Source organism: Aeromonas sp. R10-2 (assembly GCF_040908445.1).
Lineage (GTDB): Bacteria > Pseudomonadota > Gammaproteobacteria > Enterobacterales > Aeromonadaceae > Aeromonas > Aeromonas veronii.
The window spans coordinates 21,314-46,241 of sequence record NZ_JBFODS010000042.1 but is presented as its reverse complement, the minus strand read 5'-3'; the positions used below and the strand labels follow the sequence as shown (position 1 = coordinate 46,241).

The following is a 24,928-nucleotide window of genomic DNA, read 5'->3' as shown; positions in this document are numbered from 1 at the left end:
TAGGACACTGCCAGGCACCCAATTAAACGGTGATGTGAAAACACACAGCCGGCTGCGAGGATGACACCTCAAAAGAAGCAGCAGAAGATTTAGCGCAAGCTAACCGAATGCGGAGCGGTAGTTCAGTCGGTTAGAATACCGGCCTGTCACGCCGGGGGTCGCGGGTTCGAGTCCCGTCCGCTCCGCCACTAATTTGAAGGCCTTCCCGAATGGGAAGGCCTTTTTACTATGGGCGTTTTTGTCCATAAGACCCACAGGTTTGCATACCAGAACGAATACAAAAGCCCGGCTTCACGACCGGGCTTTTGTATTTTTAGCGCGTTAAACCACCGATATCTGGCTTTTCCCTGCCAAGTAAGAGTGCCAGATAGCCGGTTATTTCCACCATTTTCTGGCTATATCCGAGCCTTATCAGCCATTTGAGCGAGTTTACAGGCGGCTAAATCAGCCTTCTGCCGCCTGCTGGTTGCAGGGAAGTTCCATATTGACCACCCCCTCTTCCATCTGGACATCGATCTTGAAGCCAAGCCGTTTGGCGAGGTTGACCATGCCGCGATTGCTGGGCATGGTCATGCCGGATAGCTGGCCAATCCCTTGCTCTTTGGCGTAGCGGATGATCTTCTCCATCATTAATTTGCCGAGACCCACCCCTTTCAGGTCAGATCGCACCAGAATGGCAAACTCGGCATCGCTGAGGTCCGGGGTCGAGATAGCGCGTACCACGCCGAGGATCTGATCCTGCAGCTCGCCATCTTGCCCCACCGCTACGAAGGCCATCTCCCGGTCGTAATCGATCTGGGTCATGCGAGCCAGCTCTTCATGGCCCAGTTCGCCTACATCGGCGAAGAAGCGTTTGTACCTGTCTTCATCGGAGACCTGCAGAACGAACTGCTTGTGAGCCGGTTCATCTTCCGGCCGGATCGGGCGCAGCAGGATATGGCGCTGATCCTTAAGCCAGGCACCCTCCTCCAGTTCGGTAGGATAGGGACGGATCGCCAGTTGGTTGCTGGTCGGGATGGTGGGGTCAGCCAGCATGAGGCTGGCATCCAGCACCACCATTTCGGCACCGCACGCTTGCAGCGGGTGCAGGTCCAGTTCCTGAATCTCAGGAAAGGCGAGTAATAGTTCGGATAGTTGGCAGAGCACTTGACCAAGGGCATCGATATCCAGTCGCTCCGGTGTGGCCTGCTCACGGATCTTGCGACTCTTGAGTGCCCCGATGATCTGGTAACGGGCCAGCGCCTGATTGAGCGGGGGTAGCGCCGCGACCATCTCCTGCGGTTCCGCACCAGATTCACCCAACAGAATGACGGGGCCAAAGATGGCGTCTTGCTGGATACGTACCCGCAGTTCGAGGCCGCCGCTACGGCGAGCCATCCGCTGTACCAGCAGCCCTTCGATACGGGCGCTCGGATCATGCTGTTTGACCCTGTCCAGAATGGCATCGGCAGCCTGTGCCACTTCGGTCGAGGTGCGCAGATTGAGCACCACCCCGTGTACGGCAGACTTGTGCAGGATATCGGGCGAGCGCAGTTTTACCGCTACCGGATAGCCGATCTGCTCGGCGGTCAGGGTCGCCTCGATGGCGTCGGTGACGATCCAGGTTGGCAGGGTCGAGAGACCGGCGGCTTGTAAAATTGGGTGCACCAGATGGGTATCCAATCTTAGCTGTTTGCGCTCCTGCGCTTGGCGGATCAGCTGCTGGCACAGCTCGACATTGAGCTGGTTGCCATGTAGTGACGCCGGTGTCTCCATCAACTGCTTCTGGTTGCGGCGGTATTCCACCATGTGCATGAAGGCGGCCATGGCGCTTTCCGGTGTGCGGTAGGTCGGGAAGCCCGCTTCGGTAAAGAGTTTGCGTCCCTCCTGCGCCGAGTATTCACCCGCCCAGTTGGTGAGGATGTTGAAACGGCGCGCTCTGGGGTGCTGTTTCAGATGGGCAATAAGATGGCTGGCCAGCGGCGCGCTCGGTGCCGTGAGCGAGGGGGCGTGGATGATCAGGATGGCGTCGATGCCATCTTCCTGCAACACGTTGCCCAGCGCCTCCTGATAGGTGGTGATGGTAGCATCGCTGCCGATATCGAGCGGCGGGCGAGCCAGCTTGCCGCCCCGCTCCAGCAGCACATCCACCGCCATATTGGCCAGCCCGCGGCCGTTGGAGATGATGGCGAGCCGCTCTCCCTTGAGGGTCATGGAGTGGCTCAAGGTTTCTACCGCGGCGAATAGTTCGTGGGTATCCCGCACCCGTAACATGCCGGCGCGGCGGATGGCGGCATCATAGACATTGTCGAGACCGTGGGCCGGTTCGTGGCGCCCGCTTTTCAGTACCAGGATCGGCTTGTTGCGCGAGGCTGCCCGCGCCGCCGAGAGAAAGTGGCGGGCGTCGTGCAACTTGTCCATATAGATCAAAATGGCGCGGGTGACGCTATCGCGGGAGAGTTGATCCAGCAGCTGGCCGAAGTCGATATCGCAGTGATCGCCAAGGGAGATGAAGGCGGAGAAGCCCAGCTCATGCTGCTTGGCCCAATCCAGAATGGTGGTGCTGACGGCGGCGGATTGCGACAGAAAGGCGACCTGCCCCGGCTTGGCGGCAATGGGGGAAAAGCTGGCGTTGATCCCTTGGCCGGGCAGCAGCATCCCCATGCTGTTGGGGCCGAGCAGGCGAATGCCATATTGCTGGCAGACCCGTTTCAGCTCCAGCCGCTCCTCGGGGGAAAAGTCGGCGGCCAGTATGATGGCAGCTCCCGCGCCCTTTTGGCCGAGCGCTTCCAGCAGCGGCAAGACCCGCTCCCGTCTGGTGCAGATGATGGCGAGATCCGGGGTCAGCGGCAGGCTGGCAATATCGGGATAGGCCAGCACGCCGGCGATGGACTTGTTGCGCGGGGTGACAGGGAGGATGGGCCCTTTGAACTGGCCCGCCAGCAGGTGGCGCACGATCACATGACCCGCCTTGAGCGGGTCGGTCGAGGCGCCGATCACGGCGATTGAGTGGGGTTTGAACAGCCGATCCAGACCGCTTGCTTTCATGGGCACTCCCGACAAAAGGGGGAAGATACCAGTCTAATACGCCTTTGCTGCGGGTTCTGTGACCGGATCCTGATCACCGTTTGTTGAGGGCATTGGCACGCAGATAAAAGCGCAGTTCGCCCTGCACCCGGCGAATGGCTCCCAGGTGGCGTTCCTGCAGATAGATATCCTGCTCCCGATCGAGCGCCGTGCTGGGTACGCCCATGCTTTGCAGATACTCGTCAAACAGGGTTGAACCCTTGATCTCTACCAGATGCTGTTTCATGGCTCTCCTCCCTGCGCCTTGGCGTTTGTTGATGAACGCCCAGTCTGCGATGACCTGCCGGGTTTGCCTATTGTCACTTTTGACACGAGATTTGACACGAGAGCGCTCACACATCTTTCAAAGAGGGCGCCGTTGAGGTGCTGGCTGACGTTATAGTATGGCGAGGAGCATGAGGCACGGATGGTGCGCAGGATGATCAGAGTCTGGTGGTGGTGCATGGCACTGTGGACGGTTGGCGTATCGGCAACCGAGCAGCCTATCCGCGCCTGGAATCTGCTGCTGGATCACCCCAACCCCGCCGTCGTCCAGTTGCTGCGCCTCTCTCTCGATCTCACCGTGCCCGAATATGGCCCCTACCAGTTGGTTTCCAGCCCGCAGATGGAGCAGGGGCGGGCGGTGAAGGAGCTGCGCAGCGGCGAGCTGGTTCAGGTCGGTGTCTTTGCCCCGGATGGGGAGCGAGAACGGGAGTTGCTGGCAATCCACATTCCGCTGGCCAAGGGGCTGCTGGGATGGCGGGTGTGTCTGGTTCGGCAGGGGGATGAGGGGCGTTTTGCCGCGATCGGATCGTTGGCGGACTGGCATCGCGCCGGGCTCTCCATCGGTCAGCACAGATCCTGGCCAGACACCCAGTTGCTGCGGGCTAACGGCCTCAAGGTGACGGTGGGCAATCTTTATGAGGTGCTCTTCAACATGCTGCGCAAGAAGCGCTTTGACTGCTTCCTGCGTTCGGTCATCGAGATCGAGGATGAGCTCAGGCAGCATCCGGATCTCGCCATCGAGCCCCGTCTGGTGTTTCGCTATCCGCTGGCGCTGCTCTTCTTTGTTTCGCCAAAATATCCAGAGCTGGCCCAACGCATCGAGCTTGGCCTGCTGCGGGCGCGGCAGTCTGGTGCTTTTGACCGGGTTTTTGAAGAGGGATTTGGCAGCACCATTCGGCGGCTGAAACTGGATGAGCGGGTGCGCCTCGAGCTGCACAACCCCGACTTGCCGCTGCCCAGCCGTATGATGATGGTCGATCCGGCCCTCATCTATAATCCGGTGTCAGCGCAGTGAGCCCTGATTCTGCGCGGTATCCCAGAAGGCGCGGATCAGCGGTTCCTCCAGCCGCTTCTTGAGTACCCCGATCCCCACATCAAATGGTTTGAAGGCTGGCTTGAGGTCGATGATCCGCACCTTGTCGCCGAGCGGGCTATGGTCGATCACCGCTGCCGGCACCAGCCCCACGCCACAGCCGAGCGCCACCATGGCGACGATTCCCTCGTTACCCGCCACTTCGGCGTAGATGTTGGGCGCTATCCCCTTGTTGCGAAACCATTGATCGCTGCGTTTGCGGGCCAGCCCCTGCTCGGAGAGGATGACTGGCAACTGCTCCCAATCCGGCTCGCCCTGACGGAACCACTGGTTCAGTTGCGGGGCGTTGCGCGGTGCGATAAAGACCAGCGGCACCAGCTGCAGGCTGGCGAACTCCAGCTTAGCGGGCAGGGCATCGGGGCGAGCGGCGATGGCGAGATCGGCTTCGTCGGCCAGGATCTTGTCCACCGCCAGCGCCGGGTCGCCGGTCTCCAGCTTGATCTCCAGCTGGGGGTAGCGGCGGCGAAAGCGCTCCAGTACCTCGGGCAACAGAAAGTAACTGGCGGTGACCGAACAGAAGACCCGCAGACGACCTTGCAGTGGTTCATCGCTGCGTTTGAGCTCCTGCTTGAGCTGACGCCACTCCTGCAACAGGCCGCCGCCGAATTCGCGCAGCTTCTCGCCGGCGGGGGTGAGCCGTACCGAGCGGTTGTCCCGCTCGAACAGGATGCAGCCGGTCTCCTGCTCCAGTCGCTGGATGGCGCGACTCAGGGTGGAAGGGCTGACCGCCATGGCATCGGCACTCTTGCCGAAGTGGAGGGAGTCGGCGAGGTGGAGAAACAGCTCGAGATTGCGAAGGTCCATCTTTCAGCTCCTGGCGCGGCTTGTGTGCCCGATATCCAGCGGTTGGCGGCTTGCTTCTGCCATCTCGCGGTACATTCAGCAGGCGATTATGAAAGGCTAGCGTTTCAGTTATTGCAACGTACTGTTTCGAATATATCAGTTCAGGCAATAAGTGTCCCGCGCTATAGTGGTTCAGACAACGCCGCTATCCGGCATGGAATCAATCGAACGGAGCAATCACCATGGCTAACTATTTCAACACCTTGAACCTGCGTCAGCAGTTGGCCCAGCTGGGCAAGTGTCGTTTCATGCAGCGCGAAGAGTTCGCGGACGGCTGCAACGTGCTGAAGGGCAAGAAGGTGGTGATTGTGGGCTGTGGTGCCCAGGGGCTGAACCAGGGTCTGAACATGCGCGACTCCGGGCTGGATATCTCCTACACCCTGCGCAAGGCCGCCATCACCGAGAAGCGCGCCTCCTGGCAGAAGGCTACCGACAACGGCTTCGCGGTCGGCACCTATGAAGAGCTGATCCCGACCGCCGATCTGGTGCTCAACCTGACCCCGGACAAACAGCACTCCGACGTAGTGAAAACCGTGATGCCGCTGATGAAGCAGGGCGCCGCATTGGGTTACTCCCACGGCTTCAACGTGGTGGAAGAGGGTCAGCAGATCCGCTCCGACATCACCGTCGTGATGGTGGCGCCCAAGTGCCCGGGTACCGAAGTGCGTGAAGAGTACAAGCGCGGTTTCGGCGTACCGACTCTGATCGCCGTTCACCCGGAAAATGACCCGAAAGGCGAAGGCATGGCCATCGCCAAGGCGTGGGCCTCTGCTACCGGCGGCGACCGTGCCGGCGTGCTGGAGTCCTCCTTCGTGGCGGAAGTGAAATCTGACCTGATGGGCGAGCAGACCATCCTCTGCGGCATGCTGCAGGCCGGTTCCCTGCTCTGCTACGACAAGCTGGTTGCCGAAGGCACCGACCCGGCCTACGCCGGCAAGCTGATCCAGTTCGGCTGGGAGACCATCACCGAAGCCCTGAAACAGGGTGGCATCAGCCTGATGATGGATCGCCTTTCCAACCCGGCCAAGCTGCGCGCCTTCGAGCTCTCCGAGCAGCTCAAGACCTTGATGCGCCCGCTGTTCGAGAAGCATATGGACGACATCATCGCCGGTGAGTTCTCCCGCGGCATGATGGCCGACTGGGCAGAAGATGACGTCAAATTGTTCACCTGGCGTGAAGAGACCGGCAAATCTGCCTTCGAAAACGCTCCGGCGTTCGCTGGCAAGATTGCCGAGCAGGAGTACTTCGACAATGGCGTGGTGATGGTGGCCATGGTCAAGGCGGGTGTCGAGCTGGCGTTCGAGACCATGGTGGCTTCCGGTATCTACGAGGAGTCTGCCTACTACGAATCCCTGCACGAGTTGCCGCTGATCGCCAACACAGTTGCTCGCAAGCGTCTGTACGAGATGAACGTGGTCATCTCCGATACCGCCGAGTACGGCAACTACCTGTTCGCCAACGCCGCCGTGCCGTTGCTGCGCGAGCGCTTCATGCCGACCCTGAAAGCGGGCGATCTGGGTGCCAGCAAGGCGGAAGGGCAGAGCGTGGATAACCTGGCGCTGCTGGCGGCCAACGAAGCGACTCGCAACCACCCGATCGAGAAGATCGGTCAGGTACTGCGTGGCTACATGAAGGACATGAAGCGCATCGCTGTTGGTGGTTAAGCCAGCATCGGGCTGGAGGATGAAGGGGCGGGGATGACGATCCCCGTCGCCGGTCGGACTGGACACCCGACCGGCCAGCCAGAAAAATCAGCCTGACAGTCATAAAAAAGCCCCGCTCATCGAGCGGGGCTTTTGCATTCAGAAAGGCCGGATAAATCAGGCTTTCCACGCTTTCCAGGTGTTGATCAGACCGTTGGTGGAGCAGTCGTGGCTGGTGACCGCCTCGTTGTTGCCCAGCTCCGGCAGGATCTTGTTGGCCAGCTGTTTGCCCAGCTCCACGCCCCACTGGTCGAAGGAGAAGATGTTCCAGATTGCGCCCTGTACGAAGATCTTGTGCTCGTACATGGCGATCAGGGCACCCAGGGTTTTCGGGGTAAGGCTCTTGAACAGGATGGAGTTGGTCGGGCGGTTGCCTTCGAACACCTTGAACGGCACCAGATCCTTGACCTGCTCCAGGGTTTTGCCTGCAGCCAGGAACTCGGCTTCGACCTCTTCCTTGCTCTTGCCGAAGGCCAGCGCCTCGGTCTGGGCGAAGAAGTTGGCCAGCAGTTTCGGGTGGTGGTCACCGATCGGGTTGTGGCTGATGGCCGGCGCCAGGAAGTCACAGGGGATCAGCTTGGTGCCCTGATGGATCAGCTGGTAGAAGGCGTGCTGGCCGTTGGTGCCCGGCTCACCCCAGATGATGGGGCCAGTCTGGTAGTCAACCGGCTTGCCGTTGCGATCCACGTACTTGCCGTTGGACTCCATGTTGCCCTGCTGGAAGTAAGCAGGGAAGCGGTGCATGTACTGGTCGTACGGCAGAATGGCTTCGGACTCGGCACCGTAGAAGTTGTTGTACCACAGGCCGATCAGGGCCAGCAGCACCGGCACGTTCTGCTCATAGGAGGCAGTTGCGAAGTGCATGTCCATCTCGAAGGCGCCTTGCAGCAGGGCTTCGAAGTTCTCGAAACCGACAGACAGGGCGATGGGCATGCCGATGGCAGACCAGGAGGAGTAGCGGCCGCCAACCCAGTCCCAGAACTCGAACATGTTGTTGGTGTCGATACCGAACTCGGCCACGGCCTTGCCGTTGGTGGAGAGCGCGGCGAAGTGTTTGGCAACGTGGGCCTTGTCACCGGCGATGTTGATGAACCAGTCGCGGGCGGTCAGGGCGTTGGTCATGGTCTCCTGGGTGGTGAAGGTCTTGGAGGCCACCAGGAACAGGGTGGTTTCCGGATCGATCTTCTTCAGGGTCTCGGCGATGTGGGTGCCATCGACGTTGGAGACGAAGTGCATCTGCAGGTGGTTTTTGTAGGGACGCAGTGCCTCGGTGATCATCACCGGGCCCAGATCGGAGCCACCGATACCGATGTTGACCACGTGCTGGATCGCCTTGCCGGTGTAGCCTTTCCACTCGCCGGAGATGATCTTCTCGCAGAAGCCTTTCATCTTGGCCAGTACGGCATTCACTTCCGGCATCACGTCCTTGCCGTCGCACTCGATGGGGCGGTCGGAGCGGTTGCGCAGAGCAACGTGCAGTACGGAGCGCCCTTCGGTCATGTTGATCTTTTCGCCATTGAACATGGCATCGATCGCGCTGCGAAGATCGGTCTCTTTGGCGAGATCAACCAGCAACTTGAGGGTTTCTTCGGTGATCAGGTTCTTCGAGTAATCAACCAGGATGTCGCCGCCGAAGGTAAGGGAAAACTTGTCAAAGCGCTTCGGGTCCTGCGCGAACAGATCCTTGAGTCGGGTCTCTTTGTTTGCTGCAAAATGGGCTTCCAGTGCCTGCCAGGCCTGGGTTTGGGTTGGATTGATATTTTTCATAGGATTCCTGAAATGCCAAGTTGTGTTTGAACCTTGCAGGCAAGGTCCCGCCAAACCTTATTATCCGAGCATTATAGCGAGCCGATCGGGCGGCCCGTGTAACAGATTTTTACCGATTGTCTTTTACCGCAATGGGTCACTGCCGGGAGCATACAACCAGAACATTGGGATTATGTGTCACGAAAGCAAGGCGGATCTTGCGCTTGCTCATGATTGGGGCCACCCCGATAGCCTGAAATTGTTTTCATCCGGTTGGCGTGGTTATGCACCGACATGGCCATGGGCTGGGGCCAGAAACGACAATGCCAGCCCGAAGGCTGGCATTGTCTGTTGCAGCAGAACCGCGATCACGCCTGCGGTTTTTGCATGTGCATCACCATCTGTGGGAAGGGGATCTCGATGCCTTCAGCATCAAAGGTCAGTTTTACCTTCTCATGGAAGTCGAACCAGACACCCCAGTAGTCAGCGGTTTTCACCCAAGGGCGCACCACTATATTGACCGAGGAGTCGGCCAGCGCGGCAACGGCGATGGTAGCGGCCGGATCTTTCAGGATGCGCGGCTCTTCGCTTACCAGACGCTCGAGGATCTGTTTGGCCTTGCGCAGGTCAGAGCCGTAGCCGATGCCAAAGGTCATATCGACGCGGCGGGTATCCATACGCGAGTAGTTGACGATGGTGCCGTTGAGGATGGCGGAGTTCGGGACTACCACCATCTTGTTGTCACCGGAGGTGAGGGTAGTGGTAAAGAGCTGAACGGACTGCACCACACCCGCGGTGCCCGCCACTTCGATAAACTCGCCCGCCTTGATGGGGCGGAAGATGATCAGCAGGAAGCCGGCAGCGAAGTTGGAGAGCGAGCCTTGCAGCGCCAGACCAATGGCCAGACCGGCTGCACCGATAATGGCGACGAAGGAGGCGGTCTGCACGCCGACACGGCCCAGCGCGGCGATCACTACGAACACCAGAATGGCGTATTTGAGGATGCTGCCGACGAAGTGGGTGACGGTGGTGTCCAGCTTGCGGGCCTGCATCACCTTGACCACGCCACCGCTGATGAGGTTGGCGGCGATATAGCCGACCAGCAGGGTCAGCAGGGCGGCGGCGATATTGACGCCGTATTCGATCAGCAGTCCCTGATTATTGACCAGCCAGGTCTGCGCTTCGGTAATGATTTCGGGTTCCATAGGATGTCCTGTCAGGTTCTAAAAGGTTTATGGTGGATAAATCTAACACCGCAGCGCGACAGTACGGGTCGCATCTGGTACTTCTTTTCTGCCATAAAAACCTGACACAAAAAAGAAGGGAGGCCAAAGCCTCCCTTCTTTTTGCTGAATGATGCGAAAAAAACATCAGCTCTGCAGCAGTTGGCTGCGGATAAATTGCCACTGATCTTCGAAACCGGCGGTGGGCTTGAGCTTGAACTCGGAGCGCACGAACTGGCTGATGCGGCCTTCGGTGTAGGCCAGCAGCAGATTGGCCAGCATGGTCTCGTCGAGCTGGAAGCCTTGACCCTCGCGTAGCCGCTTTTCGCGCAGCACCTGCTTGATCTGGGTTTCCAGCTTGTCGAACAGGATGCTGATGCGATCCCGCAGCCGATCGTGCTCACCCAGCAGGGCGTCGCCGTTGAGGATACGGGTGATGCCGGGATTGCGCTCGGCGAACACCAGCAGCAGCTGCAGGATGTGGTGGCAGCGTGCCATGGTGTCCTTCTCTTCCGCCATGATCAGATTGACCCGTGACAGCAGGGAATCCTCGATAAAGTCGATCAGCCCCTCGAACATCCGCGCCTTGCTGGGAAAATGTCGATAGAGGGCTGCTTCAGAGACGCCGACCTCGGCCGCCAGACGGGCCGTGGTGATACGCTGACCCGGACTGGTTTCCAGCATATGGGCGAGCGCCTGCAGGATCTGATCGCGCCGACTCTGTTTCTGATTACTGCTTGCCATGGATTCCCCTAAAAAAACAATGGCTTGATTCTATTATTAGGCACCGCCCATCGGGCTGGTGTGGTCTGTTATTGGCGACCAGAAGAACCAAAACCGCCTTCACCCCGTTCGCTCTGATTGAACTCATCGACCAGTTGGAAGCTGGCCTGAACTACCGGCATGATCACCAGCTGGGCGATGCGCTCGCCGGGTTGCATGGTGAACTCATCCTTGCCGCGGTTCCAGACTGAAACCATCAGCTGACCCTGGTAATCGGAATCGATCAGACCGACCAGGTTGCCCAGCACGATGCCGTGCTTATGGCCGAGGCCGGAGCGGGGCAGAATGGTGGCACATAGACCCGGATCCTGGATGTGAATGGCCAGACCGGTCGGCACCAGGGTGGTATCACCCGGAGCCAGAGTCAGCGGCGCATCCAGCAGTGCGCGCAGATCCATGCCGGCAGAGCCCGGTGTGGCGTAGGCGGGCAGCGGGAACTCGGTACCGATACGGGCATCCAGAATCTTCAGTTCAATTTGTGTAGTCATGAATCGCTTTTTCAGTTGGATCTTGTATTGGCGCCCCTCTTGGCAAGGGCGGGGCGCCGTGAGTCTTGTTCTTTCGGGACGCTCAGTGCCGGTAGTGGCGGGCAATCAGGGCGATCAGGTGACGGGCCAGCGTCAGCTTGTCGGCCAGCGGCAGCGGGGCCTGGCCCCCTTGCCAGAACACGGTCAGGGCGTTGTCATCGGCGTTGAAGCCTTGCCCCTCGCGGGACACATCGTTGGCGGCGATCATGTCCAGCCGCTTACGCTGCAACTTGTCGAGGGCGTATTGTTCCACATCCACGGTTTCGGCGGCAAATCCGACGGTGAAGGGTTTGTCTGAAAGGGCACCGACGGCCGCGATGATGTCGGGGTTTTTCACCAGCTTCACCACCATCTGGTCGTTGTCGCCGGTCTTCTTGATCTTCTGGCTGGCGACCTGTTCGGGACGGTAGTCGGCTACCGCGGCGCAGCCGATGAAGAGGTCGCACTCGCCGACCCGGCTCATCACCGCCTGATGCATCTGCTCGGCGCTCTCCACATCGACACGGGTCACGCCAGCAGGCGTAGCCAGCGTCACCGGGCCGCTCACCAGCGTCACTTCGGCACCCGCCTCACGGGCGGCGCGAGCGATGGCGTAGCCCATCTTGCCGGAGCTGTGGTTGCTGATGTAGCGCACCGGATCGAGCGCCTCGCGGGTCGGGCCGGCGGTCAGCAGCAGCTTGACGCCTGCCAGCAAGGGTTCGGCGGCCAGCTGCCGGCAGCACCGCTCCACCAGTTCGAGAGGATCCAGCATCCGGCCCGGGCCCACATCGCCACAGGCCTGGCTGCCGGCATCCGGCCCCCACAGCAGAATGCCGCGGCTGGCCAGGGTCTTGAGGTTGGCCTGGGTCGCGGCGTTGAGATACATCTGCTGGTTCATGGCAGGTGCCAGCGCGATGGGCGCCGGAGTGGCCAGACAGAGGGTGGTCAGCAGTTCGTCGGCCATGCCTGCAGCCATCCGCGCCATCAGGTTGGCGCTGGCGGGGGCGATCAGTACCAGATCGGCCCACTTGGCCAGCTCGATATGACCCATGCCTGCCTCGGCAGAGGGATCCAGCAGGCTGTAGGCCACCGGATGACCGGAGACCGCCTGCAGGGTCAGCGGGGTGATGAACTCCTTGGCGGAGCGGGTCATCACCACCCGCACTTCGGCGCCCTGATCTTTCAGGCGGCGTACCAGCTCGGCACTCTTGTAGGCGGCGATCCCGCCACTGACACCCAACAGGATGCGTTTATCGGCCAATCTCATCTGCTGTTTCTCTATCCGGCTCATTCTGACTGGTCGGCTAAGATACCACAGGCAATGGATGACGACAGGGGTTGGCATCAAGGGGTGTGGTCGGGCGCGCGCAATTTTTTGCTATGTTTTTTCTCAACAGGGATGAGGGAGAGACAAATGAGCATCAAAGAGTGGCCGGAAGATGAACGCCCCAGAGAGAAGTTGCTGCGTCAGGGGCCTGCGGCGCTCTCCGATGCCGAGTTGCTCGCCATCTTTCTGCGCACCGGCGTCAATGGCCTGAGTGCAGTGGATCTTTCACGTAATCTATTGAATCAATTCGGCTCTTTGCGCAGCTTGCTGGGGGCGGATCAACGGGCATTCTGCGAGGCGCACGGCCTTGGCCCGGCCAAATATGCCCAGTTGCAGGCGGTGCTGGAGATGGCCAGACGCCATCTGGCCGAGCAGTTGCAACGGGGCGATGCCCTCACCTCGCCCCAGCTGACCCGCGACTATCTGCAGGCCCAGTTGCGGGATCGGCCGCGCGAGGTGTTTGCCCTGCTGTTGCTCGACAATCAGCACAGAGTCATTCAATTTGTTGAGCTTTTTTTCGGCACAATCGATTCGGCGAGCGTCTGGCCAAGAGAAATCGTGCAGATCGCGCTCAAACATAATGCAGCCGCGGTGATTCTGGCGCATAATCACCCGTCCGGCGTCGCCGAGCCCAGCAGGGCCGACCGCCAGATCACGGATCGGATCACGGCCGCTTTGGCCCTGATCGATATCAGAGTGCTGGATCACTTGGTGATCGGTGATGGCATCACGGTTTCTTTTGCCGAGCGCGGTTGGCTATAACTGTGCTCTGGCACCGTATTAGTTGATCTTTGATCACGGATGCTGTATAAAATGCCGCCTTCTGTTTGCCCCGCAATCGAAGGCCAGCGGGGCAGATATTTGCTCGAGCAATGAAGTAAGATTTGGAGAGACTGACATGTCTAGAGTATGCCAAGTAACCGGCAAGCGCCCGGCAGTTGGTAACAACCGTTCGCACGCTAACAACGCCACCAAGCGTCGTTTCCTGCCGAACCTGCACACTCACCGTTTCTGGGTTGAGAGTGAAAAACGCTTCGTAAGCCTGCGCGTATCCGCAAAAGGCATGCGTATCATCGACAAGCGTGGCGTTGAAGTGGTTCTGGCTGAACTGCGCGCCAGCGGTGTTAAGGTATAAGGAATTAGATCATGGCTAAAGGTATTCGCGAGAAAATTCGCCTGAACTCCAGCGCCGGTACTGGTCACTTCTATACCACTACCAAAAACAAGCGCACCATGCCCGAAAAAATGGAGATCAAAAAGTTTGATCCCGTTGTTCGTCAGCATGTGATCTACAAGGAAGGCAAAATCAAGTAATTACTTGATGCTGCATTCCCAAAAACCCGGCTTCGTGCCGGGTTTTTTTATGCGCCGAATTCAGTACACTGCCGGTTCAAAGGGAGGCTTGCCATGTTCAAATTGAGCCGCAAAGGCTGGAATAACGTGATCATTGTGGTGGTGCTGATCGTGATCACCCTGTTGCATCGTATGGAGACTGCCCAGCAGGAGAACAGCGCCAAGCGGGCTCGCCCCTTGTTGCCGGATGCGGCCGTGGTGCTCACTTGGCAGGGGCCTAGTTGGCAGATTGAGCGGATCGGTCAGGGCTGGCGCAGCGTGCCGGATTTGGGGCTCGACACTGCTCAGCTGGATGCCCGTCTGGCACGCTGGCAGAGCTGGTTGCTGCCCCCCGGCGAGATGGTGCGCGGTACCCCGGTGACCATCAAGGTGTGGATTGCCGGCCAGAGCGATCCGGTCGAGATCGGCCTCTATCAGAACAGCGGCCAATATGGCGCCCAGCTGCCGTCCGGTCTCTGGCTCGCCCTCACTGCCGAACAGTATCGCGATCTGCTGCGTCCTGCCCCCTGAGTTCCTTTTCCTTGCGAGGTGCCAATGCCCGAATTGCCAGAAGTTGAAGTCAGTCGTCAGGGGATCTCCCCCTGGCTTACCGGTATCAAGGTGACGCGCGTGGTGGTGCGGGATGGCCGCCTGCGCTGGCCGATCCCCGGTGAGATTCAGGAGCTGGTGGACCTCACCATCCATCGGGTGCGTCGCCGTGCCAAATACCTGCTGCTGGAGACCGATTTCGGCACCGCCATCCTTCATCTGGGGATGTCCGGCAGCCTGCGTGTACTGGATATCGGCACCCCGGCCGAGAAGCACGACCACGTGGATATCGAGCTGGAGAATGGCAAGCTGCTGCGGCTCAACGATCCGCGCCGCTTCGGCGCCCTGCTTTGGACCCGGGAACCGGCCGAAGCCCATGCGCTGCTCGCCAAGCTGGGGCCCGAGCCGCTCACCGATGCCTTCAGTGCTGATTACCTGCGTGAGCGTGCCAAGGGACGCAGCACCGCCATCAAACAGTTCCTGATGGACAATCAGGTGGTGGTCGGGGTGGGCAACATCTACGCCAACGAGGCGCTCTATGCTGCCGGCATTCACCCCAAACGGGCGGCGGGTAATATCAGCGCCGAGCGGCTGGGAACCCTGGTGGCCGAGATCAAGCGGGTGTTGGCCGAGGCGATTCGCCAGGGCGGCACCACTCTCAAGGATTTCACCAGTGCCGATGGCAAGCCGGGCTATTTCGTGCAGCAGTTGCAGGTTTATGGCCGTGGCGGTCAGCCCTGTTTCCACTGTCATACCCTGCTGACCGAGACAAGAATGGGCCAGCGCACCACGGTTTTTTGCAGTCATTGCCAGCGCTGAGCGCACTTTTTGCCCCGATCCGGGGGAAGTTGTAACAGCGTATTTCCACTCTGTTGAAGATTTGCACAGCTGTCACTAGTATCCCGACCGTTCAGGCGGTTTGAGAATATAAAAATGACAGTTAAATCAATAGACTGGGAATATTTATCCCGGCAGGAGCGCTATTGCGCAAAATCCATGGCCCGCTTCCTCTACCCCGAGGGATGTGACCGGAAAACCTTCAATCGCGGCAAGTTCGTGTTGCGCAGCCTGCTCTATCGCAAGTCGCTGAGCCGGGTCTTCAGCCTGTTTCAGTGCGACTCGCTCAAGGCGCTGCCAGCGGTCTATCCCGAGCTGCTCGACAAGCCGATGCGCCCCTATCGCTTCGCCTGTGCCAGCGCCCGTGAGCGGGCCGAGATGCTGGAAAATCACTACCGTTTGCTGCTGGAGTGCTACCCGCAGCTGATCGACCCCCTCTATCTGGGCGAGGGGATCGAACTTGGGCACTATCCCCAGAGCGGCTGCCGCATTCTGTTGCGTCACGATGGCACCTTCCGCCGCGAGGCCGAGCTGGCGCTCTCCATCGTCAACGGCGAGGGACAGCGCCTCTACAGCTGCGCCTTTTCGCTGGCGGGCAGCGTGGATCGTTTGATTCTGATGATCGGCTCCATGCAGGGGCCGGAGCCTGCGGTCGACAATGCCCAGGATCGGGTGCGCGAGCTGACCAAAGAGGGACATGGCCTGCGGCCCAAATCCCTGCTGGTGCAACTGGTGCTGCAACTGGCGCAGAGCATGGGGGCGGCAGAGGTGCTGGCGGTTCGCAAGCGGGCCCATGTGTTTCAGGCCAAGCGCTACAGCAGCAAGCAGAAAGCCAACCTGCAGGCCGATTACGACGAGTTGTGGCAGGAGTTCGACGCCCGGGATGTGGATGCCAACTTCGTCGCTCTGCAAGCCCAGCCGCGCAAGCCGCTGGAGGAGATCGCCTCCAAGAAGCGGGCCATGTATCGGCGCCGCTACGAGTGGCTCGATCTGCTGGTGCAGGAGATGAATGAGCGGTTTTCCCGTCAGTAACCGGCAAGCAGGCTGACCTCTCCATGCGATAGAGATACGACAAGGGCTACCCGTGGGTAGCCCTTGTCGTTTCTGCCATCAGGGGAGGAATTAGCGCTGTTGCTGTTTGGCTGCGATGGCTTGGGCCACCACGGGATCGACAAACTGACGAATGTCGCCACCGTGCAGCGCCACCTCTTTCACCAGAGTGGAGGAGATAAAGGAGTTCTCCTCCGCCGGGGTGAGGAAGACGCTCTCAAGCGTGGGCATCAGGCGGCGGTTCATGTTGGCCAGCTGGAACTCGTACTCGAAGTCGGAGACGGCGCGCAGGCCGCGGATCAGCACGTTAGCCTGATGCTCTTTGGCAAAATCGACCAGCAGACCGGAGAAGCCCACCACCTTGACGTTGGGAAGCTGGCTGGTCACTTGCTGGACAAGCTGGACACGTTCTGCCAGATCGAACAGCGGGCGCTTGCTCGGGCTGTTGGCGACACCGACCACCACCTCGTCAAACAGCTTGGCGGCCCGGCCGATGAGATCGGCGTGGCCATTGGTAACGGGATCAAAAGTCCCGGGATAAATTACCCTGGTAGTCATCTTTGCGGTCCTGCAACCTGGAAATTTGGTCGCATTATAAGGTCGTCGCTTGAGAATAGCAGTGCATCAGGCAAGAATACGCCATCGCGCATCAAGCCTCCTTGCATTGGTGACAGGGAGCAAAGGGATTTTTTATGAAACGTATTCTGGTCGTTCGCAATGACAAGATTGGTGACTTCATGCTGGCGTGGCCTAGCTTCGCCATGCTCAAAGGCTCCATGGAGTGTCATGTGACTGCCCTGGTTCCGGCCTACACGGCGCCGCTGGCCCGGCTCTGCCCCTGGATTGACGAGGTTATCATCGATCCGGGCGTGCGGGCCGACAAGGAGCAACAGCGAGCGCTGCTGGCGCGGATCAAGGCGGCGGCGTTCGACGCGTCCATCTGCCTCTTCTCCAACTCCCGCAACGCCATGCTGGTGTGGAAGGCGCATATCCCTTACCGGCTGGCCCCGGCGACCAAGCTGGCGCAGGTGCTCTACAACCAGCGTCTGGTGCAGCGCCGCTCCCGCTCCCAGAAGCCGGAATCCGAGTACAATCTGGAGCTGATCCGCCGCTTCCTGGCCGATCAGCAGGTGGCCGTGGTGGAGCCCAAGACCCCCTTCCTGCAGTTCGATGACGAGACCCTGCTACAGGTGCGCGAGCAGTTGGCACTCAAGCTCAAGCTCGATGCCAGCCGCCCCTGGCTGATGGTGCATGCCGGTAGCGGTGGGTCTGCCAACAACCTCTCCATCGAGCAGTATGCCCGCATCATCATCAAGCTCAATCAGGCCTGCCCCGAGCTGCAGTGCGTGCTGACCGCCGGCCCGGGCGAGGAGAAGATGGCCGAACAGCTGGCGGCCGAGTTGCTGGCCCACGGTGGCAACGGCTGGATCTACCGCTCCAGCGATGGTCTGCCGATGTTCTGTCAGGTGCTGGCCAACGCAGCCCTGTTTATCGCTGGCAGTACCGGCCCGCTCCATATCGCCGGTGCGCTCGATGTGCCGACTATCGGTTTCTTCCCGATGCGCCGCTCCGCTACTCCGCTGCGCTGGAAGCCCCTTAACAGCGAAGGGCGTCACCTCGCCTTCAGCCCGCCGGAGGATAGCGACCATCCTGAGGATATGAGCCAGCTCGATCCCAAGACCATGGTGCCGGTGATGGCCCGCTGGGCGGCGCCCTTCTGGCGCAAGTAACCCATGCAGCAATGTAAACAGGGCCCCGCGGGGCCCTGTTTCGTATGACGGTTATTCCGGCTGCTGCGGCTGCTGGCGCACCCAGAGGTCGGCGTATTTGACGAAGGTGGAGTGGGCGGAGAGGATCGCCAGCAGCAGCCCCTGCTTGCCGTCGAGGAAGCCCGCTTTGAGCAGGTACATCTTGAGGAAGCAGCCGACCGCGTGAATCAGCCCCTGACTGAGGGAGCCCTTCTTGCCGCGGGCGGTGCGCTGATCGGCCCAGGCGCGGGCATAACCGGCCGATTTCACCAGATAGTGCTCCAGATCCCGATAGGTGAAGTGGAGCAGGTCGCCATGAATGTTGACGATCTTCATGTTGGCCCGCACTTCTACCTTTTCGTGAACCAGCGCCTCGTTGTAGCTGGTGAGCGCCTTGGGATAGAGACGCAGCACCCGATCCGGATACCAGCCGCTGTGGCGGATAAAGCGGCCAAACACCCAGGAGAGGCGCGGGATCGAGTAGATGGTATCGCTGGCCGGATTGGCCATCACGTTGGCGATGGCGGTTTTCAGCTCGGGGGTGAGCCGCTCGTCGGCATCCAGCCACAGCACCCAGTCGGACTGCACGTGGGACTGGGCCAGTCGGCGCTGTTTGCCAAAGCCCGGCCACTTGGCGTTGACGAAGAAGCGTGCGCCAAACTCGGCGGCGATGGCCGGGGTCTCGTCCTGACTGCCGGAGTCCAGAATGACGATCTCGTCCACCAGTCCGTCGAGGGAGGCGAGGCACTTGCGCAGGTTGTCGGCTTCATTCTTGACGATCAGAACGGCAGCCAGAGTCGGTTTTTTCACGAATGTGGGCTCACGGTTATTGCCCGGCTGGCGGGTCGAATGCGTATTGATGGGCCATTCTAACGGAAAAACGGGTCAAAGAGAGAGCCGCCATTGCCCGTTTCTATCAGCTGTTTGCCTGTCTCGTCTCGTCCGGTTGGAAGCGGGGCACTGCTGGAAAAATGGGGTGACGGCAGCGTTTGCCAAGGATCTTCTGTTATTTATCCGACCATTCTTGGGGCATAATCTCGCCCAGTGATGATTAACCGCCGGGCCAGACCCGAGAGAAGACGCGTAATGAAAATATTGGTGATCGGCCCCTCCTGGGTCGGCGATATGGTGATGTCCCAGAGTCTCTACAAGGCGATCAAGGCCAACCATCCCGAGAGCGAACTGCACGTGATGGCCCCCGCCTGGTGCTGCGCCCTGCTGGAGCGGATGCCGGAGGTGGACAAGGCGATCACCATGCCCCTCGGCCACGGTGACTTCAAGCTGGTGGCGCGCCGCCGCCTCGGCAAACAACTGGCGGCCGAGAAGTACGATCAGGCCATCGTTCAACCCAACTCCATGAAGTCGGCGCTGATCCCCTGGTTTGCCCGCATTCCGGTGCGTACCGGCTGGAAAGGGGAGCACCGCTTCGGCCTGCTCAACGATATGCGCAGCAACAAATCCGCCTTCCCGCTGATGGTGGAGGGCTATCTGGCGCTCGCTTATCCCAAGGTGCAGATGAAGAGCCGGGCCGATATTCCGACCATTCCGCACCCCTCTCTGCACGTCGATCTGGTCAACCAGAGCAAGGCGCTGGAGCGGCTGGGGCTGGATCGCGCCCGCCCGGTGCTGGTGCTCTGCCCCGGTGCCGAGTTTGGCCCGGCCAAGCGCTGGCCTGAAGGGCACTACGCCGTGGTGGCCCAGCAGCATCTGGACGAGGGGTGGCAGGTGTGGATCTTCGGTTCCAACAAGGATGTGCCGGTGGCCAATACCATCCGGGATCGGGTCAATCTGCTGACTCGCCCCAACTGCCACGTGCTGGCGGGCAAGACCAGCCTGCACGAGGCGATCGATCTGATGGCGCTGGCCAGCCGGGTCATCTCCAACGACTCCGGCCTGATGCACATCGCCGCCGCCCTCAACCGGCCGCTGGTGGGCGTCTATGGCTCCACTTCGCCGCTCTACACCCCGCCGCTGGCGGATCGGGTCGAGATCGTTCACACCGACATCGAGTGTCGCCCCTGCTTCAAGCGCACCTGCAAGTTCGGCCATCTCAAGTGCCTGATCGACCTGGCGCCGGAGCAGGTGGTCGATGCCTGCAAGAAGCTGGAGCAGAGTCAGTAAGATGCCCTACCGCCTGCTCTACAACCTGCTGATCCATCTGGGATTGCCGCTGGCGCTGCTGGCCCTCTACAAGCCTAAGAAAGGCAAGCCCGGCTTTGGCAAGCGCTGGGCCGAGCATCTCGGGCGGCTGCCCGCCACCGGACAGGAGGCGCCGCTCTGGATCCATGCGGTGAGCGTGGGGGAGACGCTGGCCATCACGCCGCTCATTCGCGCCCTCAAGGCGGAGCGGCCCGATCTACCGATCCTGCTCACCACTACCACCCGCACCGGCGCCGATCAGGCTGCCAAGCTGGGGGATCTGGTGATCCATCGCTACGCGCCGCTCGACTATCCCTGGGCCATTGCCGCCTTTCTCGACACCTTCAAGCCGCGCGCGCTCTGGGTGATGGAGACCGAGTTGTGGCCGAACTGGCTGGCGGCCTGCGAGGCGCGCCATCTGCCGGTGACCATCATCAACGCCCGCCTTTCCGAGCGTTCTTGCCAGCGTTATGCCCGCTTCCACGGCGCCTTCGACGCCCTGAGCCGGCCGCTGACCCATCTGCTCTGTCAGCATCAGGATGATGCCGACCGCTTCGCCCGCCTCGGCATCGATCGTTCGCGGCTGGCGGTGACCGGCTCCATCAAGTTCGATATCCAGTTTGGTGCCGAGGTGCAGACCAAGGGGCGTGCCCTGCGCCAGCTGCTGGGCGCCGAGCGGCCGGTCTGGATCGCCGCCAGCACCCATCTGGGTGAGGACGAGCAGGTGCTGGCCGCCTTCGATCTGCTGCTCAAACGCCATCCCGACGCGCTGCTCATTCTGGTGCCGCGCCACCCCGAGCGGTTCGATCGGGTGGCCGAGCTGTGCGCCCCTTATGGCTGCGTGCGGCGCACTGATGGTGCTGCGGTGAGTGCCGGGGATAAGGTCTATCTCGGCGATACCATGGGCGAGCTGCCGCTGATGCTGGCGGCGGCCGATGTGGCCTTTGTCGGCGGCAGTCTGGTGAAGATCGGCGGTCACAACCTGCTGGAACCGGCAGCCCTCGGCAAGCCCTGCCTGACGGGGCCCGCCTATTTCAACTTCAGCGACATTACCCGCCAGCTGGTGGCTCAGGGGGGCGCCGCCATCGTGGCCGATGCCGCCGAGCTGGGCGAGCAGGTGAGCCAGCTGTTTGCCGACGAGAGCACCCGCCGCGAGATGGGCGAGCAGGCCCGCGCCGTGGTGCTGCGCAATCAGGGTGCGCTGGCGCGCACCCTCTCTCACAGCCTGGCTGCGCTGGAGAACGACTGAGTGTCAGCCTTTCATACAGCCCGCCATCCATCATCGATGGCCTACCATAAAAAAACGGAGCGCGATGCGCTCCGTTTTGTTTTTGGCGGTGGCCGGGATTAGCGAACGATCAGCCCCAGCAGGATGCCGACCACACCGAAGTCGGAGTCGCTGAAGGTGGTGTTGGCGAAGCCGAGGTCGCCCAGCACCGGCAGCAAGAACACCGGCAGAATGGTGAGCAGCAGCAGGCCGTTGGCGAAGGAGCCCAAAATCGCGCCGCGACGACCACCGGTGGCGTTGCCGAAGACCCCGGCAGCGGCGCCGACGAAGAAGTGCGGTACCACGCCCGGGATGATGACGGTCAGGCCCATGGCGTAGAGCAGCGCCATCCCCACCAGACCGGCGGCAAAGCTCGACAGGAAGCCGATCAGCACGGCGTTGGGGGCATAGGGGAAGACGATTGGGCAGTCGAGTGCCGGCTTGGCGTTCGGCACCAGCTTGTCGGAGATCCCCTTGAAGGCCGGTACGATCTCGGCGATGACCATCCGCACACCCTGCAGGATGACGTAGACACCGGCGGCGAAGGTGATGGACTGCATCAGGGAGAACATGAACCAGTGCTTGCCCTTGGCGACGCTGGAGACAAACTCTGGGCCGGCGAAGGCGGAGGTCACCAGGAAGATGATGCCCATGGTGAAGGAGATGGCCACCGGGGTATCGCGCAGGAACAGCAAGCTCTTCGGTACCTGCACATCTTCGCAGCTGTGGGCCTTGTTGCCGAACTTGGCGCCGATCAGGGCGGAGAGCACGTAGGAGCAGGTGGAGAAGTGGCCCAGCGCCACGTCATCGGAGCCGGTGATCTGCTTCATGAAGGGGTGGGCGATGGCCGGGAAGAAGACCATGGCGACACCGACCACCAGACTGCCCACCGCGATCAGCGGCACGCCGCTCATGCCACCGGCGGAGAGGATTACGGCTACCATCATCGACATGAACAGGGTGTGGTGACCGGTCAGGAAGATGAATTTCCACGGGGTCAGACGGGCGATCAGGATATTCACCAGCATGGCGAAGAACATGATCATCGCCATCTCCTTGCCAAACGAGGTCTGGGCGATGGAGACGATGGCTTCGTTGTTGGGGACGACCCCCTTGATGCCGAAGGCGTGCTGGAAGATGACGGCAAAGTCACCCAGCGAGTTGATCACCAGAGTGGCACCGGCCCCCAGAATGACGAAACCCATGATGGTCTTGACCGTGCCCTTGATGCACTCGGTCACCGGTTTCTTCTGGGCAATCAGGCCGATAAGCGCGATCAGGCCGACCAGCACGGCGGGCTCGGACAGCACGTCAAACATCAGAAAGTTGAAAAATTCCATGGTCAGCTCCTGGCAACGGAAGATGCGGCCCGCAGGCCGCATGGAGGATCCTTAGAGGGCGCCCAGTTCGCGCAGTGCGGTGGCGAGCTTCTCTTTCATCGCGGCCTTGTCGACCATGTTGTCGAGGGCCACCAGACGGCCGTTGACGCCCATGCTCTGTAACTGCTCGGCGATGTCGCGGGTGGCGACAAAGATCTCGGCGCTTTCACTACCGGCGGAGGCCAGATCGCGGTGATCCACTTCGGCGGTGACCGCCAGCTCTTTCAGGATGCTCTTGATGCTCATCTCCATCATCAGGCTGGTGCCCAGACCGTGACCGCATACAACCAGAATTTTCATTGTCTCTTCCTCTGTCAGGTGCGCCGTGGCGCAGATCAGTAGCGCGCCAGAATGCGCAGGATGTCGTCTTTGGTGTCGGCCGCGATGATGGCCGCCACGTCCTCTTCATTCATAAACAGCTCGGCCAGCTGGGCGATGGTCTCCACGTGGGAGTCGCTGTCGCTGGCGGCCAGGGTGATCAGCAGCCGGATCGGGTCGTTGCCCTCGGAATCGAAGTTGACCCCCTGCTTGATGACGGTCAGCCCCAGACCCAGCCGGTTGACGCCGTCTTCGGGGCGGGCATGGGGCATCGCCAGACCGGGGCCCAGCACGTAGTAGGGGCCGAGCTCTTCATGAGAGCTAAACAGTGCTGCCACGTAGGAGGGCTCGATGGTGCCATTGGCCAGCAGGGGCGCCGTCGCCAGTTCGATGGCTTGGCGCCAGTCGCGGGCTGCGGGTTCGATGCGGATGACATCCTCGGTCAGCAGTTGAGTCAGCATGGTGGTGATCCGGCTAGTTAAGATGGCGCCAATCTATCGATCTTGCGGTGGTGAAACTGTGAGGGTGATCGCGAAAGTTAGCGCTATCAGATAGCGCTAACATCAAACTGTGATAGCGCTATCACTTCACCCATTAACGGGAGTCATCTTGCCCCCATGATCCGGGAAAGAGGGTAGAATCGGCCTTGAGCAAATGGTCAGTGGCACTCTTTTGCCTTAAAGTGAGCAGCCGCAAGTCGAGGATGGGATGGATGTCAGAAGCAAAGAAGCGCCGTAGCACGGGTCGGGTGACCCTCAACGATGTGGCCCAGCTGGCTGGTGTGGGGGCCATGACGGTTTCCCGTGCCCTGCGCACGCCGGAGATGGTCTCCGACAGAATGCGCGAGCGCATCGAAGCTGCGGTGGAAGAGCTCGGCTATATCCCCAATCGGGCCGCCGGGGCGCTGGCCTCTGCGACTTCCCAGACCATCGTAGTGATCGTCCCCAGTCTGGCGGAAGCGGGCTGTGGCGAGATGATCGCGGGCCTGCAACAGACCCTGCTCGACGAGGGTTACCAGATCATGCTGGGGGATGCCCAGCATCTGAAACAGCAGGAAGAGAGCCTGCTGACCAGCTTTTTGCAGCACAATCCGGCGGCGGTGGTGCTGTTTGGTGGCGATCCCGGCGAGACGATCCGTACCCGCCTGAAAGCCTCCCGCCTGCCGGTGGTGGAAGTGGGTGCCATGGCCCGCAGCCCCATCGACATGAACGTGGGGGTCTCCAACTTCGATGCCGGTTATCAGCTCACCCGCCACCTGATCGAGCGGGGCTACCGCAATATCGGTTTTCTCTGTGCCCGTCAGGAGCAGTGGATGCTGCAACAGCGGATGCAGGGCTGGCAGAAGGCGCTGCTCGACAACTACTTCTCCCCCGATGCCATCATCAACACCTCGGAGCGGCCCAGCTTCAGCACCGGCGCCACCATGCTGGGTGAATTTCTGCTGCGCTGGCCCGAGCTGGACGCGCTGATCTGCGTTAACGACGAACTGGCGGCCGGGGTGCTGTTCGAGTGCCAGCGCCGCCATTTGAATGTGCCGGGCAAACTCGCCATCGCCGGATTTGACGATCTGGATGTGGCGCGCGCCTGTTATCCGACCCTTACTTCGGTCAGGATCCCCTATCGCAAAATGGGGCAGGAGGCTGCCGAGCTGATCCTGCGCCAACTGGCCGGGGAGCCCGTGATGGGCACTACTCTGGCTCTCGATTTTCAACTGCAAAAGCGTCAAAGCAGCTGATCCCCGTTTCACACATCATC

Annotated in this window: 25 protein-coding genes and 1 tRNA gene; 13 read left to right on the top strand and 13 right to left on the bottom strand. The window is 60.7% G+C overall.

Annotated features, from left to right (window positions below):
• Positions 1-111 precede the first annotated feature (111 nt).
• Positions 112-188, top strand: a tRNA-Asp gene (locus tag AB5Y97_RS10490).
• Between the two features lie 256 nt (positions 189-444).
• Here the strand turns inward: AB5Y97_RS10490 and AB5Y97_RS10485 are convergent.
• Positions 445-3,027 (bottom strand): GNAT family N-acetyltransferase, encoded by a 2,583-nt coding sequence (locus AB5Y97_RS10485; protein ID WP_368157837.1) that lies wholly within the window; start codon positions 3,025-3,027, stop codon positions 445-447.
• Between the two features lie 73 nt (positions 3,028-3,100).
• Positions 3,101-3,292 carry a hypothetical protein gene (locus tag AB5Y97_RS10480; protein WP_005339486.1) on the bottom strand — a complete coding sequence of 64 codons (192 nt, stop codon included), beginning with the start codon at positions 3,290-3,292 and terminating at the stop codon, positions 3,101-3,103.
• A gap of 192 nt (positions 3,293-3,484) precedes the next feature.
• On the opposite strand from AB5Y97_RS10480, the gene AB5Y97_RS10475 reads away from it, so the two are divergent.
• Positions 3,485-4,345, top strand: a complete 861-nt coding sequence (locus tag AB5Y97_RS10475; RefSeq protein ID WP_139429831.1) for an ABC transporter substrate-binding protein — start codon at positions 3,485-3,487, stop codon at positions 4,343-4,345.
• Here AB5Y97_RS10475 and ilvY read toward each other — a convergent pair.
• Entirely contained in the window at positions 4,334-5,227 is an 894-nt protein-coding gene (gene ilvY / locus AB5Y97_RS10470) for an HTH-type transcriptional activator IlvY (RefSeq protein WP_005342097.1), read from the bottom strand. The genes AB5Y97_RS10475 and ilvY overlap by 12 nt on opposite strands.
• A 221-nt stretch (positions 5,228-5,448) precedes the next feature.
• Between ilvY and ilvC the strand changes: the two genes are divergently transcribed.
• On the top strand, positions 5,449-6,930 hold the full coding sequence (gene ilvC / locus AB5Y97_RS10465; protein ID WP_368157834.1) for a ketol-acid reductoisomerase: 1,482 nt from the start codon (positions 5,449-5,451) through the stop codon (positions 6,928-6,930).
• A 156-nt stretch (positions 6,931-7,086) separates the two neighbouring features.
• Here the strand turns inward: ilvC and pgi are convergent, their stop codons facing one another.
• The 5 genes from pgi to coaBC all read right to left on the bottom strand — a co-directional run bounded on the left by pgi (position 7,087) and on the right by coaBC (position 12,494).
• Positions 7,087-8,736: a glucose-6-phosphate isomerase gene (pgi, locus tag AB5Y97_RS10460; protein ID WP_139477812.1), complete on the bottom strand. Its 1,650-nt coding sequence runs from the start codon at positions 8,734-8,736 to the stop codon at positions 7,087-7,089.
• A 347-nt stretch (positions 8,737-9,083) separates the two neighbouring features.
• Complete coding sequence (locus AB5Y97_RS10455) at positions 9,084-9,920, bottom strand: mechanosensitive ion channel domain-containing protein (RefSeq protein WP_005339493.1); 837 nt, start codon at positions 9,918-9,920, stop codon at positions 9,084-9,086.
• Between the two features lie 165 nt (positions 9,921-10,085).
• Complete coding sequence (slmA, locus tag AB5Y97_RS10450) at positions 10,086-10,682, bottom strand: nucleoid occlusion factor SlmA (protein WP_005339495.1); 597 nt, start codon at positions 10,680-10,682, stop codon at positions 10,086-10,088.
• Positions 10,683-10,750: 68 nt separating this feature from the next.
• Positions 10,751-11,209, bottom strand: coding sequence for a dUTP diphosphatase (dut, locus tag AB5Y97_RS10445; protein ID WP_005355985.1), 459 nt, complete (start codon positions 11,207-11,209; stop codon positions 10,751-10,753).
• A gap of 82 nt (positions 11,210-11,291) precedes the next feature.
• Positions 11,292-12,494, bottom strand: a complete 1,203-nt coding sequence (coaBC, locus tag AB5Y97_RS10440; RefSeq protein WP_201948234.1) for a bifunctional phosphopantothenoylcysteine decarboxylase/phosphopantothenate--cysteine ligase CoaBC — start codon at positions 12,492-12,494, stop codon at positions 11,292-11,294.
• Between the two features lie 147 nt (positions 12,495-12,641).
• Between coaBC and radC the strand changes: the two genes are divergently transcribed.
• The 6 genes from radC (at position 12,642) to AB5Y97_RS10410 (ending at position 16,304) form a co-directional block, all read left to right on the top strand.
• Positions 12,642-13,316: a DNA repair protein RadC gene (radC, locus tag AB5Y97_RS10435; protein WP_005339502.1), complete on the top strand. Its 675-nt coding sequence runs from the start codon at positions 12,642-12,644 to the stop codon at positions 13,314-13,316.
• Positions 13,317-13,452: 136 nt separating this feature from the next.
• The gene (gene rpmB, locus AB5Y97_RS10430) at positions 13,453-13,689 is read left to right on the top strand and encodes a 50S ribosomal protein L28 (RefSeq protein WP_005307492.1); all 237 of its coding nucleotides are present in this window, start codon (positions 13,453-13,455) and stop codon (positions 13,687-13,689) included.
• A gap of 11 nt (positions 13,690-13,700) precedes the next feature.
• Complete coding sequence (gene rpmG, locus AB5Y97_RS10425) at positions 13,701-13,868, top strand: 50S ribosomal protein L33 (protein ID WP_005307500.1); 168 nt, start codon at positions 13,701-13,703, stop codon at positions 13,866-13,868.
• 93 nt (positions 13,869-13,961) lie between these two features.
• On the top strand, positions 13,962-14,417 hold the full coding sequence (locus AB5Y97_RS10420) for a hypothetical protein (protein WP_257697376.1): 456 nt from the start codon (positions 13,962-13,964) through the stop codon (positions 14,415-14,417).
• 24 nt (positions 14,418-14,441) lie between these two features.
• Complete coding sequence (gene mutM, locus AB5Y97_RS10415) at positions 14,442-15,254, top strand: bifunctional DNA-formamidopyrimidine glycosylase/DNA-(apurinic or apyrimidinic site) lyase (protein ID WP_021231536.1); 813 nt, start codon at positions 14,442-14,444, stop codon at positions 15,252-15,254.
• A gap of 114 nt (positions 15,255-15,368) precedes the next feature.
• Positions 15,369-16,304 carry a VirK/YbjX family protein gene (locus tag AB5Y97_RS10410; protein ID WP_335827616.1) on the top strand — a complete coding sequence of 312 codons (936 nt, stop codon included), beginning with the start codon at positions 15,369-15,371 and terminating at the stop codon, positions 16,302-16,304.
• A 90-nt stretch (positions 16,305-16,394) separates the two neighbouring features.
• Here the strand turns inward: AB5Y97_RS10410 and coaD are convergent, their stop codons facing one another.
• Positions 16,395-16,880 (bottom strand): pantetheine-phosphate adenylyltransferase, encoded by a 486-nt coding sequence (coaD, locus tag AB5Y97_RS10405; protein WP_005357393.1) that lies wholly within the window; start codon positions 16,878-16,880, stop codon positions 16,395-16,397.
• A 134-nt stretch (positions 16,881-17,014) separates the two neighbouring features.
• Here coaD and AB5Y97_RS10400 point away from each other — a divergent pair, with 134 nt between their 5' ends.
• On the top strand, positions 17,015-18,052 hold the full coding sequence (locus AB5Y97_RS10400; RefSeq protein ID WP_005339514.1) for a glycosyltransferase family 9 protein: 1,038 nt from the start codon (positions 17,015-17,017) through the stop codon (positions 18,050-18,052).
• A 51-nt stretch (positions 18,053-18,103) separates the two neighbouring features.
• Here the strand turns inward: AB5Y97_RS10400 and AB5Y97_RS10395 are convergent, their stop codons facing one another.
• Positions 18,104-18,880: a glycosyltransferase family 2 protein gene (locus AB5Y97_RS10395; RefSeq protein ID WP_005339515.1), complete on the bottom strand. Its 777-nt coding sequence runs from the start codon at positions 18,878-18,880 to the stop codon at positions 18,104-18,106.
• A gap of 276 nt (positions 18,881-19,156) precedes the next feature.
• Here AB5Y97_RS10395 and waaF point away from each other — a divergent pair, with 276 nt between their 5' ends.
• Positions 19,157-20,191 (top strand): lipopolysaccharide heptosyltransferase II, encoded by a 1,035-nt coding sequence (gene waaF / locus AB5Y97_RS10390; RefSeq protein ID WP_368157828.1) that lies wholly within the window; start codon positions 19,157-19,159, stop codon positions 20,189-20,191.
• 1 nt (position 20,192) lies between these two features.
• Positions 20,193-21,458, top strand: coding sequence for a lipid IV(A) 3-deoxy-D-manno-octulosonic acid transferase (waaA, locus tag AB5Y97_RS10385; protein ID WP_368157826.1), 1,266 nt, complete (start codon positions 20,193-20,195; stop codon positions 21,456-21,458).
• 98 nt (positions 21,459-21,556) lie between these two features.
• On the opposite strand, the gene AB5Y97_RS10380 is transcribed toward waaA, so the two are convergent.
• From AB5Y97_RS10380 to AB5Y97_RS10370, 3 genes are read right to left on the bottom strand one after another with little or no spacing between them, the layout of a single operon-like run.
• Complete coding sequence (locus AB5Y97_RS10380; RefSeq protein ID WP_005357405.1) at positions 21,557-22,816, bottom strand: PTS ascorbate transporter subunit IIC; 1,260 nt, start codon at positions 22,814-22,816, stop codon at positions 21,557-21,559.
• A 51-nt stretch (positions 22,817-22,867) separates the two neighbouring features.
• Positions 22,868-23,155 carry a PTS sugar transporter subunit IIB gene (locus tag AB5Y97_RS10375; RefSeq protein ID WP_139406838.1) on the bottom strand — a complete coding sequence of 96 codons (288 nt, stop codon included), beginning with the start codon at positions 23,153-23,155 and terminating at the stop codon, positions 22,868-22,870.
• Between the two features lie 35 nt (positions 23,156-23,190).
• Entirely contained in the window at positions 23,191-23,634 is a 444-nt protein-coding gene (locus AB5Y97_RS10370) for a PTS sugar transporter subunit IIA (protein ID WP_201948243.1), read from the bottom strand.
• Between the two features lie 251 nt (positions 23,635-23,885).
• Between AB5Y97_RS10370 and AB5Y97_RS10365 the strand changes: the two genes are divergently transcribed.
• Positions 23,886-24,908 (top strand): LacI family DNA-binding transcriptional regulator, encoded by a 1,023-nt coding sequence (locus AB5Y97_RS10365; RefSeq protein ID WP_201948245.1) that lies wholly within the window; start codon positions 23,886-23,888, stop codon positions 24,906-24,908.
• Positions 24,909-24,928 lie beyond the last annotated feature (20 nt).